This window comes from Streptomyces sp. NPDC005722, assembly GCF_040630935.1.
Lineage (GTDB): Bacteria > Actinomycetota > Actinomycetes > Streptomycetales > Streptomycetaceae > Actinacidiphila.
Map to the genome: position 1 here is coordinate 24,222 of NZ_JBEXYN010000004.1, position 12,732 is coordinate 36,953.

Consider the following 12,732-nt stretch of genomic DNA (forward strand, 5'->3'; position numbering starts at 1 on the left):
CCTGCGGGTGTGACCGAGGATCTGCACGCGCTGCAGCGCAGGCTGGCCGCCTTCGCGGCCGCACGCCGCTGGGAGCCGTACCACACGCCCAAGAACCTGGCCGTGGCCCTGAGCGTCGAGGCGTCCGAGCTGCTGGAGATCTTCCAGTGGCTCACGCCCGAACAGGCGGCCGGGGTCATGGAGGACCCCGACAGCGCGCACCGGGTGCGGGACGAGGTGGCGGACGTGCTCGCCTACCTGCTGCAGTTCTGCGAAGTGCTCGGTGTGGACGTGCTCGAGGCCCTGTCCGCGAAGATCGACCGCAACGAGCTGCGCTTCCCGCTGCCGGGCGCCGGGGACTGACCCACCGCACGCCGGCGGGCCGGGGGACGCCGCGCAGGCCTCCGCACCCGGTTCACACGGACGGGTGAGCGCGTTGTCCACAGGCGGGAACCGGCCACTTCCCCATCGCATCACGATCGGTCACTCTGAGTGAGGAACGATCGACGGGGCGAAGACGGGGCGGAGGTGCGTCGTGATGGACGCGGTACGGCTGATCCGGGCCACGCGGGAGGCGCTGAGGGGCGGCGGGACCGAACGTGAGCTGATGGCGGAGGCCTGGCAGGTGCAGGCGCTGACGGAGGCCATCGGGAGCCATCTCGCGCTCCACGGGGCGCCCGAGCTGCGCACACCCGGCTTCTCCGTCTGCGAGGCGGGCGGCAGGGCGTGCGGCGCCACGGGACCTCCGGGGGTGCCGTCCGGGCCGCTGCGCGCGTCCCTGCTCACCGGAGTGCGCGAACCGGCCGGGACCTTGCGTGAGCTGCGCGAACTGCTGTCGGAGCTGGGTATGGCCCTGGTCTCGGTGGCCTGCACCGCCGAGAGCGAGACGGAGTACTGGCAGTGCATCGAGGCGGTCGACGCCGCCGACGAGTCCAAGGACCGGGTGGGTGTGCTCCTGCGCGCGGTCGAGGCACGGCTGCGGGAGGGCGCATGAGCACCAAGTCGACGCAACGGAAGCGGAGTTGGCGGATTGCCGCCGCCCCGGGTCCGCGAGGGGGCCACACAGGGCGGCTTGCCGGTCGATCCGGAGCCGGGAGGTGCAGGATGGACTCATGGATCTTCGAATCTTCACCGAGCCCCAGCAGGGGGCCTCGTACGACACTCTGCTCTCCGTCGCCAAGGCGACCGAGGAGCTCGGGTTCGACGCCTTCTTCCGCTCCGACCACTACCTCAAGATGGGCGACGTCGACGGTGTGCCGGGGCCGACCGACGCGTGGATCACCCTGGCCGGCCTCGCCCGCGAGACCAAGCGGATCCGGCTCGGCACCCTGATGACGGCGGCCACCTTCCGGCTGCCCGGTGTGCTCGCCATCCAGGTCGCGCAGGTGGACCAGATGTCGGGCGGCCGCGTCGAGCTGGGCCTGGGCGCCGGGTGGTACGCGGAGGAGCACGCCGCCTACGGCATCCCCTTCCCGAAGGAGAAGTTCGCCAGGTTCGAGGAGCAGCTCGCCATCGTCACCGGGCTGTGGGGCACCCCGGTGGGGGAGACCTTCGACTTCAAGGGCACGCACTACACGGTCGAGAACTCCCCGGCCCTGCCCAAGCCCGCCCAGGCGAAGGTCCCCGTCCTCATCGGCGGCAGCGGCGCCAGGCGTACCCCGCGGCTCGCCGCCCGCTACGCGGACGAGTTCAACCTGCCGTTCGGCTCGCTGGAGGACACCGCCACGCAGTTCGCCCGCGTCCGGGAGGCCGCCGAGGAGCACGGCCGGGGCAAGGACGAGATCGTCTACTCCAACGCCCTCGTCGCGTGCGTCGGCAAGGACGACGCCGAGGTCGCCCGCAGGGCCGCGGCCATCGGCCGTGAGGTCGACGAGCTCAAGGCCAACGGCCTCGCGGGTTCCCCCGCCGAGGTCGTCGACAAGATCGGCCGCTACGGCGAGCTCGGCGCCACCCGTTTCTACCTGCAGATCCTGGACCTGAGCGACCTCGGGCACCTGGAACTGATCGCCTCCCAGGTCCAGTCGCAGCTCGGCTGAGCCCGGCACACCACACGAGGAGCACCCGCGATGCCCGCACCCGCCCGGCCCCTGGCACAGGCCCTCGCCGAGGGCACCGTCGTCCTCGACGGCGGGCTGTCCAACCAGCTCGCCGACCAGGGCTGCGACCTGGGCGACGCACTCTGGTCCGCACGGCTGCTCGCCGACGCGCCGGAGCAGATCGAGGCGGCCCACACCGCCTACCTGCGCGCGGGCGCGCGGGTGCTCATCACCGCCAGCTACCAGGCCACCTACGAGGGCTTCGCCGCGCGCGGCATCGGACGGGAGGAGGCGACCGCCCTGCTGCGGCGCAGCGTCGCCCTCGCCCGTTCCGCCGCCCACGACCGCGACGACGTGTGGGTGGCGGCCTCCGTCGGACCGTACGGCGCGATGCTCGCGGACGGCAGCGAGTACCGGGGCCGCTACGGGCTGGGCGTCGCGGAACTGGAGCGCTTCCACCGGCCCAGGATCGAGACGCTGGCCGGGGCCGGCCCGGACGTCCTCGCGCTGGAGACCGTGCCGGACACGGACGAGGCGGAGGCGATGCTGAGGATCGTCGAGGGCCTCGGGGTGCCGGTCTGGCTGAGCTACACCGTCGCGGACGGGGGGACCCGGGCCGGGCAGCCGCTGGAGGAGGCCTTCCGGATCGCGGCGGACTCGGAGGCGGTGATCGCCGTCGGCGTGAACTGCTGCGACCCGGCGGACGCCGCCCGCGCCGTGGAGACGGCGGCGGCGACCGTGGACCTGCCCGTGGTCGTCTACCCCAACAGCGGTGAGGCCTGGGACGAACGGGCCCGCGCCTGGCGCGGCGGTCCGGCCTTCGACCCTGCCCCGGCCTCCGCGTGGCAACGGGCCGGTGCCCGGCTCATCGGGGGATGCTGCCGGGTCGGTCCCGCGCAGATATCCGCCCTCGCCCGCTCGCTCGCCGTGGGGCCGGGGAAATCCGCTGTTCGGGGCGGTGGCGGTCAGGCGATACTCAGGCGGTGTTCCTGACGATAACGACCACCGGCAGTGGCGGCGTGCCCGCCACGGACCTCGGCTTCCTGCTGCACAAGCATCCGGACAAGGCCCAGGTCTTCTCGACCTCCTACGGCGACGCCCACGTCTTCTACCCCCTGGCGTCCGAGCAACGGTGCACCGCAGCGCTGCTGCTGGAGGTGGATCCGGTGGCGCTGGTCCGGCGCGGCAAGGGCAAGGGCCGGGGCGGAGCCCCCGACTCGGCACTCGGCCAGTACGTCAACGACCGGCCGTACGCCGCCTCCTCGCTGCTGGCGGTCGCCCTCCGCACGGTGTTCGCCAGCGCCCTGAGGGGCGTGTGCGACGCGCGTCCCGAGCGTGCGGCGCAGCCCCTGCCGCTGCGGATCGAGATCCCTGCCGTGCCCGCGCGCGGTGGCGCCGCGCTCGTCCACCGGCTCTTCGAGCCGCTGGGCTGGACGGTCGAGGCCGAACCGGTCGCGCTGGACGAGCAGTTCCCCGCCTGGGGCGACTCGCGCTACGTGCGGCTGGCCCTCGAGGGCGAGCTGCGGCTGTCCGCGGCCCTGCGGCACCTGTACGTGCTGCTCCCGGTCCTGGACGACGCCAAGCACTACTGGGTCTCGCCCGACGAGGTCGACAAGCTGCTGCGCATGGGCGACGGATGGCTCGCCGGCCACCCGGAGCAGCGGCTGATCACCAGCCGTTACCTGGCCCGCCGCTGGTCGCTGACCCGGCAGGCCATGGAGCGGCTGGAGCTGGCCCGGCTCGCCGAGGCCGACGACAGCGAGGCCGAGGAACTGGACAACGCCGTCGACGAGGAGGTGGACACCGAGGAGAAGCCGCTGCCGCTGGCGGTGCAGCGCCGCGAGGCGATCCTGGCGGAGCTGCGCGGCGCCGGCGCCAACCGGGTCCTCGACCTCGGCTGCGGACAGGGCCAGCTGGTCGGCGCCCTGCTCAAGGACGTCCGCTTCACCGAGGTCCTCGGCGTCGACGTGTCGTCCCGGGCCCTGGGCGAGGCGGCGCGGCGGCTGCGGCTGGACCGCATGGGCGAGCGGCAGTCCTCCCGCGTCCGGCTGGTGCAGGGCTCCCTGACGTACACCGACGCCCGGCTCAAGGGCTGGGACGCCGCGGTGCTCAGCGAGGTCGTCGAGCACCTCGACCTGCCCCGGCTGCCCGCCCTGGAGTACGCCGTCTTCGGCTCGGCACGCCCCGCGACGGTGGTCGTGACCACGCCGAACGTCGAGTACAACGTGCGCTGGGAGACGCTGCCCGCCGGGCACGTGCGGCACGCGGACCACCGCTTCGAGTGGACCCGCGAGGAGTTCCGCTCGTGGGCCGGGCAGGTCGCCGGACGGCACGGCTACGACGTCCGCTTCGTCCCCGTCGGCCCCGACGACCCCGAGGTCGGCCCACCCACCCAGATGGCCGTCTTCACCCTGATCGCCACGGCCATGACATCCACCACGATCACCACGACCACCACGTCCACCACGACCACCACCACGACCGCGAAGGAGGTCACGTCCGCATGACCGGCAAGCGCACCCTCCCGGTGACCGACCTGTCCCTCGTCGTCCTGGTCGGCACCACCGGCTCCGGCAAGTCGACGTTCGCCCGGCGCCACTTCAAGCCCACCGAGGTGATCTCCTCGGACTTCTGCCGCGGCCTCGTCAGCGACGACGAGAACGACCAGGCCGCCACCGGCGACGCCTTCGACGTGCTGCACTACATCGCGGGCAAGCGGCTCGCCGCCGGCCGGCTCACCGTCGTCGACGCCACCAGCGTGCAGCAGGAGAGCCGCCGCCAGTTGCTGCGGCTCGCCCGCGAGCACGACGTGCTGCCCATCGCGATCGTCCTCGACGTCCCCGAGCAGGTCTGCATCGAGCGGAACGCCTCCCGTCCCGACCGGGCGCACCTGCCCCGGCACGTCGTGCAGCGCCAGCAGCGCGAGCTGCGCCGCTCGCTGCGGCAGCTGGAGCGCGAGGGCTTCCGCAAGGTGCACATCCTGCGCGGCGCCGAGGAGGTCGACGCGGCCGAGGTCGTGCTGGAACGCCGCTACAACGACAAGCGCGAGCTCACCGGCCCGTTCGACATCATCGGCGACATCCACGGCTGCAGCTCCGAGCTGGAGACCCTGCTCGGCAAGCTGGGCTACGTCGACGGCGCACACCCCGAGGGCCGCACCGCCGTCTTCGTCGGCGACCTCGTCGACCGCGGCCCCGACAGCCCCGGCGTGCTGCGCCGCGTCATGGCCATGGTCGCCTCCGGCGACGCCCTGTGCGTGCCCGGCAACCACGAGAACAAGCTGGGCCGCTGGCTCAGGGGCAAGCAGGTCCAGCACACCCACGGCCTCGCCGAGACCATCGAGCAGCTGGAGCAGGAGGACGAGAAGGACCCAGCCTTCCGCGAGCAGGTGCGCGAGTTCATCGGCGGACTCGTCAGCCACTACGTGCTCGACGGCGGCAAGCTGGTCGTCTGCCACGCCGGCCTGCCCGAGAAGTACCACGGCCGCACCTCCGGCCGGGTCCGCTCGCACGCCCTGTACGGCGACACCACCGGCGAGACCGACGAGTTCGGCCTGCCCGTGCGCTACCCGTGGGCCGAGGACTACCGCGGCCGCGCCGCCGTCGTCTACGGCCACACGCCGGTGCCGAGCACCTCGTGGATCAACAACACGATCTGCCTGGACACCGGCGCCGTCTTCGGCGGCCGGCTGACGGCACTGCGCTGGCCCGAGCGCGAGATCGTCGACGTACCCGCCGAGCGGGTCTGGTACGAGCCGGCCAAGCCGCTGGCGAGCGAGGCCCCCGGCGGCCACGACGGGCGGCCGCTCGACCTCGCCGACGTCAGCGGCCGCCGTGTCGTGGAGACCGTGCACCACGGCCGGGTCGCCGTCCGCGAGGAGAACGCGGCCGCCGCGCTGGAGGTGATGAGCCGCTTCGCGGTCGACCCGAGGCTGCTGATGTACCTGCCGCCGACGATGTCGCCGTGCGCGACCTCGCAGCTGGAGGGCTACCTGGAGCACCCGCACGAGGCGTTCGCCGCCTACCGGGCGGACGGCGTCGGCCAGGTGCTCTGCGAGGAGAAGCACATGGGCTCCCGGGCCGTGGCGCTGGTGTGCCGCGACGCGGAGGCCGCCGGCGAGCGCTTCGGGGTGACCGGCGGCGTGACGGGCGCCCTGCACACCCGCACGGGCCGTCCGTTCTTCGACGACCCGGCCGTCACCGAGCAGGTCCTGGAGCGGCTGCGGGCCTCCGTCACCGCCGCCGGGCTGTGGGACGAGCTCGGCACGGACTGGCTGCTGCTCGACGCCGAGCTGATGCCCTGGTCGCTGAAGGCCTCCGGCCTGCTGCGCAAGCAGTACGCCGCGGTGGGCGCCGCCTCCGGCGCGGTCTTCCCCGGCGCGCTCGCCGCCCTGGAGTCCGCCGTCGCGCGGGGCACCGACGTGGCGGCCCTGCTGGAACGGCAGCGTGGGCGGTCCGCGGACGCGGCCGCCTTCACCGAGGCCTACCGGCGCTACTGCTGGACGACGGAGGGCCTGGACGGGGTCCGTCTGGCGCCCTTCCAGATCCTGGCCGCCCAGGGCCGCAGTCTCGCCGCGCTCCCGCACGACGAGCAGCTGGCGCTGATCGACCGCCTGGTGGCGAACGACCCGACGGGGCTGCTCCAGGAGACCCGCAGGCTGGTGGTCGACACCGGCGACGAGGAGTCGGTGGCGGCCGGCACGCGGTGGTGGCTGGAGATGACGGAGGCCGGCGGCGAGGGCATGGTCGTCAAGCCGCTCGGGGCGCTGGTGCGCACCGAGGACGGCAACCGGCTGGTCCAGCCCGGCGTGAAGTGCCGGGGCCGGGAGTACCTGCGGATCATCTACGGTCCCGAGTACACCCGGCCGGACCAGCTGGTCAGGCTCCGTTCCCGGGCCCTGGGCCACAAGCGCTCCCTCGCGCTGCGCGAGTACGCGCTGGGCCTGGAGGCGCTGGACCGGCTCGCCGGCGGCGAGCCCCTGTGGCGCGTCCACGAGGCGGTCTTCGCCGTCCTGGCCCTGGAGTCCGAGCCGGTGGACCCCCGCCTGTGACGGACGAGGGGCGGGCACCCGCGTGCCCGCCCCTCCCTGGCGGTAAACCCCTGCCAAGTGGGAATGTCTAGCTCCATGGCATTCCATGTGGACTCCGAGGCCGGGCGGCTGCACCGCGTCATCCTCCACCGCCCCGACCTGGAGCTGAAAAGGCTCACGCCGTCGAACAAGGACGCCCTGCTCTTCGACGACGTCCTGTGGGTGCGCCGGGCGCGCGCCGAGCACGACGGCTTCGCCGACGTGCTGCGCGACCGGGGCGTGGCCGTGCACCTCTTCGGTGACCTGCTGCGGGAGACGCTGGACCTGCCCGAGGCGCGGCGCATGGTGCTGGACCGGGTGTTCGACGAGAAGGAGTACGGCCCGGTGGTCACCGACCACCTGCGTGCCGCCTTCGACGAGCTGTCCGCGGCCGAGCTGACCGAGGCGCTGGTGGGCGGCATGACCAAGCGGGAGTTCCTGGGCCGGTTCGCCGAGCCCACCTCGGTCCGCTTCCACGTGATGGACCTGGACGACTTCCTGGTCGACCCGCTGCCCAACCACATCTTCACCCGGGACACCTCGGCCTGGGTCTACGACGGGGTCAGCATCAACGCGATGCGCTGGCCGGCCCGCTGGCACGAGACGATCCACTACGAGGCGATCTACCGCCACCACCCGCTCTTCGCGGGCGGCTCCTTCCACGTGTGGTCCGAGGGGCAGGCGGCCTACCCGTCCACCATCGAGGGCGGCGACGTCCTGGTGATCGGCAACGGCGCCGTCCTCATCGGCATGAGCGAGCGCACCACCCCGCAGGCCGTGGAGATGCTGGCCCAGCGGCTGTTCAACGCGGGCTCGGCGACCACGATCGTGGCCCTGGACATGCCCAAGCGCCGTGCCTTCATGCACCTGGACACCGTGATGACCATGGTCGACGGCGACACCTTCACCAAGTACGCGGGCCTGGGGATGCTGCGCTCGTACACCATCGAGCCCGGCGCGGGGGAGCGTGACCTCAAGGTCACCGACCACCCGCCGGAGCACATGCACCGGGCGATCGCCGCGGCCCTCGGCCTGGACGACATCCGCGTGCTCACCGCGACGCAGGACGTCCACTCCGCCGAGCGCGAGCAGTGGGACGACGGGTGCAACGTCCTCGCCCTGGAGCCGGGCGTCGTGCTGGCCTACGAGCGCAACGTCACCACCAACACCTTCCTGCGCAAGCGCGGCATCGAGGTCATAGAGATCCCCGGGAGCGAGCTGGGGCGGGGCCGCGGCGGCCCGCGCTGCATGAGCTGCCCCATCGAGCGGGACCCGGTCTGACGGACGGACGGGGGGCCGGCGGACGGAGGGGGGCCGGGACGGGGACGGACAGCCGGGGCCGGGGGTCGCTGGGGCTGTATAAGGATGCGGTAATTCGTATAGACTTCCACGGTCCCGGCGCACTCATGTTCGGCACCCGGCCGACCCCGACCTAGGAGCCCCCATGGCCATCGACCTCACGGGCCGCCACTTCCTCAAGGAGCTGGACTTCGCCCCCGAGGAGTTCCGCGGGCTGGTGGAGCTGGCCGCCGAACTGAAGGCGGCCAAGAAGGCGGGCGCCGAGGTCCGGCGGCTCACGGGCCGGAACATCGCCCTGATCTTCGCCAAGACCTCCACCCGCACCCGGTGCGCCTTCGAGGTCGCGGCGGCCGACCAGGGCGCCTCCACCACCTACCTGGACCCGGCCGGCTCCCAGCTCGGCCACAAGGAGTCGGTGAAGGACACCGCCCGGGTGCTCGGCCGGATGTTCGACGGCATCGAGTACCGCGGAACGGGCCAGGAGGTCGTCGAGGAACTGGCCGCCCACGCCGGGGTGCCGGTGTGGAACGGCCTCACCGACCAGTGGCACCCGACCCAGATGCTCGCCGACGTGCTCACCATGGCCGAGCACTCCCCTGCCCCGCTGGAGGAGACCGCCTACGCCTACCTCGGCGACGCCCGCTCCAACATGGGCAACTCGCTGCTGGTCACCGGCGCCCTCCTCGGCATGGACGTACGCATCGTCGCCCCCGAGCGGCTGTGGCCGGACGACTCCGTCGTCGCCGAGGCCCGGCGCCTGGCCGAGGCGAGCGGCGCCCGCGTCACCCTCACCGAGGACGTCACCGAGGGCGTCGCCGGCGCCCGGTTCGTCCACACCGACGTCTGGGTGTCGATGGGCGAGCCCGCCGAGGTCTGGGACGAGCGCATCGCGCTGCTGAAGCCGTACGCCGTGACCGCGGACGTGCTGCGGGCCACCGGCCGCGCCGACGCGAAGTTCATGCACTGCCTGCCCGCCTTCCACGACCTCGGCACGACCCTGGCCCGGGAGATCCACGAACGGCACGGGCTGACCTCGCTGGAGGTCACCGACGAGGTCTTCGAATCGGCGCGGTCCATCGTCTTCGACCAGGCCGAGAACCGGATGCACACCATCAAGGCCGTGCTCGTCGCCACGCTGGGAGGTGCGTGAGGCGCCGCGCGTATCGCGTACTCGTGACGGCGGTCACGAAGGAGTGATAACTTCGCGGTGTTGGCAAGCCTGCCTCCCCCGTGAAGGAGGACGTGCCCCATGAGCCCCTACCGAGGCTCCGCAGGCCGTACCGAGGAATGGCGGCACCTGCGGGTCGAGCGCGCGGACGGCGTCGTCACCGTCACCCTCGACCGCCCCGACAAGCTCAACGCGCTCACCTTCGGCGCCTACGCCGACCTGCGCGACCTGCTCACCGAACTGCCGCACCACGGCGACACCCGCGTGCTGGTGCTCGCCGGTGCGGGCCGCGGCTTCTGCTCCGGCGGGGACGTCGACGAGATCATCGGCGCCACCCTCGCCATGGGCGCCGGTCAGCTCCTGGACTTCACGCGCATGACCGGACAGGTCGTCCGTGCCATCCGCGAGGCCCCCTTCCCCGTCGTCGCCGCCGTCCACGGCGTCGCGGCGGGCGCCGGCTCCGTCATCGCCCTCGCCTCCGACTTCCGGATCGTCGAGCGCTCGGCCCGCTTCGCCTTCCTCTTCACCAAGGTCGGCCTCGCCGGCGCCGACATGGGCGCCGCCTACCTGCTGCCGCGCATCGTCGGGCTCGGCCACGCCACCCGGCTGCTGATGCTCGGCGACATCCTGGGCGCCGAGGAGGCCGACCGCATCGGCCTCGTCAGCGAACTCGTCGACGACGGCACGGCGGACGCGAGCGCCGCCGCCCTCGCCAAACGCCTGGCCACCGGCCCCGCGCTGGCGTACGCGCAGACCAAGGCGCTGCTCACCGCGGAGCTCGACATGCCGCTCGCCGCCGCCGTGGAGATGGACGCCGCGACCCAGGCGCTCCTGATGACCAGCGAGGACTACGCCGAGTTCCACGCGGCGTTCACCGGGAAGCGCAGTCCCAACTGGAAGGGCCGGTAGCCGTGCGGGTGGCCATCATCGGCGGCGGCCCCGGCGGGCTCTACGCGGCGGCGCTGCTCAAGCGACTCGGCCCGGAGCGCGAGGTCACCGTCTGGGAGCGCGGCGCGCCCGAGGACACCTTCGGCTTCGGCGTCGTGCTCTCCGACGAGACGCTCGGCGGCATCGAGCACGCCGACCCGGTCGTCTTCCGCGCCCTGCAACGGGAGTTCACCCGCTGGGACGACATCGACGTGCACCACCGCGGGCGCGCCGTCACCTCCGGCGGCCACGGCTTCGCGGCGGTGGACCGGCGTACGCTCCTGGCGATCCTCCACGACCGCTGCCGCGACCTCGGCGTGCGCGTCCGCACCCGCGAACTCGCCCCGGCCGCAGAACGGCTGGCCCGCGACCACGACCTCGTCGTCGCCGCCGACGGCGCGGGCAGCGCCACCCGCGGCGCCCACGCCGCCGTCTTCCGGCCCACCCTCACCGGGCACCGCTGCCGCTACATCTGGCTCGCCACCGACCTCGCCCTGGACGCCTTCCGCTTCGAGATCGCCGAGACCGAACACGGCGTGATGCAGGCCCACGGCTACCCGTTCCGGCCGGACGGGAGCACCTTCATCGTCGAGATGCACGAGGACGTCTGGCGGCGGGCCGGCCTGGACCGGCTGGACGAGGCCGAGTCGATCGCCCGCTGCGAGAAGATCTTCGCCGACGCCCTGCACGGCCACGATCTGCGCGGCAACCGCTCCCGGTGGATCGCCTTCACCACCGTCGTCAACGAGCGCTGGCGGCACGGGAACATCGTGCTGCTCGGCGACGCCGCGCACACCGCGCACTTCTCCATCGGCTCCGGCACCAAGCTCGCCATGGAGGACGCCCTCGCCCTCGCCGCCTGCCTGCACGAACAGCCCGGCGTGCCCGAGGCGCTCGCCGCCTACGAGGCCGAGCGCAAGCCCGTGGTCGCCAGCACGCAGCGTGCCGCGCGGGCCAGCCTGGAGTGGTTCGAGCACCTGGAGCAGTACGCCGCCCAGCCGCCCCGGCAGTTCGCCTTCAACCTGCTCACCCGCAGCCGCCGGGTCACCCACGACAACCTGCGGCTGCGCGACGCGGACTTCACCGCCTCGGTGGAGCGGGAGTTCGGCACCGGTCCCGGCACCCCGCCCATGTTCACCCCCTTCACCCTGCGCGGCCTGACGCTGCGCAACCGGGTCGTCGTCTCGCCGATGGACATGTACTCCGCCACCGACGGCACCCCCGGCGACTTCCACCTCGTCCACCTCGGCGCCCGCGCCCTCGGCGGCGCGGGCCTGGTCATGACCGAGATGGTCTGCGTCAGCCCGGAGGGCCGGATCACCCCCGGCTGCGCGGGACTGTGGAACGACGGGCACGAGGCCGCCTGGCGCCGCGTCACCGACTTCGTGCACGCCCGGCCCGGCTCCGCGATCGGCCTCCAGCTCGGCCACAGCGGCCGCAAGGGCTCCACCCGGCTGATCTGGGAGGGCATCGACCAGCCGCTCCCCGAGGGCAACTGGCCGCTCGCCGCCCCCTCCCCGCTGCCGTACCACCCCCACGTCAGCCAGGTCCCGCACACCCTGGACACCGCCGGGCTCGCCGCGATCCGCGAGCAGTTCGCCGCCTCCGCCGCGCGCGGTGCCCGCGCCGGGTTCGACCTGCTGGAACTGCACTGCGCCCACGGCTACCTGCTGTCGTCCTTCCTCTCGCCGCTCACCAACCGGCGCACCGACGCCTACGGCCGCGACCTGGCCGGACGGCTCCGCTTCCCGCTGGAGGTCTTCGACGCCGTCCGCGAGGTCTGGCCCGACGACCGCCCGATGACCGTCCGCATCTCCGCCACCGACTGGGCCGAGGGCGGCACGACCGCCGACGACGCGGTGGAGATCGCCAGGGCCTTCGCCGCCCACGGCGCCGACGCCATCGACGTCTCCACCGGCCAGGTGGTCCCCGACGAGGCCCCCGACTTCGGCCGCTCCTACCAGACCCCCTACGCCGACCGGATCCGCAACGAACTCGGCGTGCCCGTCATCGCGGTCGGGGCCATCTCCTCCTGGGACGACGTCAACTCCCTGATCCTCGCCGGCCGCGCCGACCTGTGCGCGCTGGCCCGGCCCCACCTCTACGACCCCAACTGGACGCTCCACGCCGCGGCGGAACAGGGCTACTCCGGCCCCGGCGCCCCCTGGCCCCTCCCGTACCGGGCCGGCAGCCGCCGCCCGCCCACGGGCCGCACCGACGCACCCCGGCCCCGGCTCACGCTGGACGTGTGAGGG

Annotated in this window: 10 protein-coding genes; all 10 read left to right on the forward strand. The window is 73.2% G+C overall.

Features of this window, described 5'->3' with window-relative positions; genetic code table 11:
- Positions 1-9 precede the first annotated feature (9 nt).
- The 10 genes from ABZ479_RS06150 (at position 10) to ABZ479_RS06195 (ending at position 12,729) form a co-directional block, all read left to right on the forward strand.
- The gene (locus ABZ479_RS06150; protein WP_018563257.1) at positions 10-342 is read left to right on the forward strand and encodes a nucleotide pyrophosphohydrolase; all 333 of its coding nucleotides are present in this window, start codon (positions 10-12) and stop codon (positions 340-342) included.
- Positions 343-517: 175 nt separating this feature from the next.
- Positions 518-973 carry a DUF6099 family protein gene (locus ABZ479_RS06155; RefSeq protein ID WP_500460243.1) on the forward strand — a complete coding sequence of 152 codons (456 nt, stop codon included), beginning with the start codon at positions 518-520 and terminating at the stop codon, positions 971-973.
- Positions 974-1,091: 118 nt separating this feature from the next.
- On the forward strand, positions 1,092-2,015 hold the full coding sequence (locus tag ABZ479_RS06160; RefSeq protein ID WP_500460244.1) for an LLM class F420-dependent oxidoreductase: 924 nt from the start codon (positions 1,092-1,094) through the stop codon (positions 2,013-2,015).
- Positions 2,016-2,045: 30 nt separating this feature from the next.
- A complete protein-coding gene (gene mmuM, locus ABZ479_RS06165) occupies positions 2,046-3,008 on the forward strand; it encodes a homocysteine S-methyltransferase (RefSeq protein ID WP_500460245.1) in 963 nt (320 codons plus the stop codon).
- On the forward strand, positions 2,999-4,522 hold the full coding sequence (locus ABZ479_RS06170) for a 3' terminal RNA ribose 2'-O-methyltransferase Hen1 (protein ID WP_500460246.1): 1,524 nt from the start codon (positions 2,999-3,001) through the stop codon (positions 4,520-4,522). The genes mmuM and ABZ479_RS06170 overlap by 10 nt, the downstream gene beginning before the upstream one ends.
- A complete protein-coding gene (locus ABZ479_RS06175; RefSeq protein WP_500460247.1) occupies positions 4,519-7,065 on the forward strand; it encodes a polynucleotide kinase-phosphatase in 2,547 nt (848 codons plus the stop codon). Before ABZ479_RS06170 ends, ABZ479_RS06175 begins: the two co-directional genes overlap by 4 nt.
- A 75-nt stretch (positions 7,066-7,140) precedes the next feature.
- A complete protein-coding gene (locus tag ABZ479_RS06180) occupies positions 7,141-8,364 on the forward strand; it encodes an arginine deiminase (RefSeq protein ID WP_499601780.1) in 1,224 nt (407 codons plus the stop codon).
- A gap of 163 nt (positions 8,365-8,527) precedes the next feature.
- Positions 8,528-9,532 (forward strand): ornithine carbamoyltransferase, encoded by a 1,005-nt coding sequence (gene argF / locus ABZ479_RS06185; protein WP_500460248.1) that lies wholly within the window; start codon positions 8,528-8,530, stop codon positions 9,530-9,532.
- A 99-nt stretch (positions 9,533-9,631) separates the two neighbouring features.
- Positions 9,632-10,459, forward strand: coding sequence for an enoyl-CoA hydratase family protein (locus ABZ479_RS06190; RefSeq protein WP_500460249.1), 828 nt, complete (start codon positions 9,632-9,634; stop codon positions 10,457-10,459).
- 2 nt (positions 10,460-10,461) lie between these two features.
- Positions 10,462-12,729, forward strand: coding sequence for a bifunctional salicylyl-CoA 5-hydroxylase/oxidoreductase (locus ABZ479_RS06195; RefSeq protein ID WP_500460250.1), 2,268 nt, complete (start codon positions 10,462-10,464; stop codon positions 12,727-12,729).
- Positions 12,730-12,732: the final 3 nt, after the last annotated feature.

Excerpts from the sequence above, each read along its gene's own strand:
- ABZ479_RS06155 (WP_500460243.1), top strand. The coding sequence starts at position 518 with ATGGACGCGGTACGGCTGATCCGGGCCACGCGGGAGGCGCTGAGGGGC.
- ABZ479_RS06160 (WP_500460244.1), top strand. The coding sequence starts at position 1,092 with ATGGATCTTCGAATCTTCACCGAGCCCCAGCAGGGGGCCTCGTACGAC.
- mmuM (WP_500460245.1), top strand. The coding sequence starts at position 2,046 with ATGCCCGCACCCGCCCGGCCCCTGGCACAGGCCCTCGCCGAGGGCACC.
- ABZ479_RS06175 (WP_500460247.1), top strand. The coding sequence starts at position 4,519 with ATGACCGGCAAGCGCACCCTCCCGGTGACCGACCTGTCCCTCGTCGTC.
- ABZ479_RS06180 (WP_499601780.1), top strand. The coding sequence starts at position 7,141 with ATGGCATTCCATGTGGACTCCGAGGCCGGGCGGCTGCACCGCGTCATC.
- argF (WP_500460248.1), top strand. The coding sequence starts at position 8,528 with ATGGCCATCGACCTCACGGGCCGCCACTTCCTCAAGGAGCTGGACTTC.
- ABZ479_RS06190 (WP_500460249.1), top strand. The coding sequence starts at position 9,632 with ATGAGCCCCTACCGAGGCTCCGCAGGCCGTACCGAGGAATGGCGGCAC.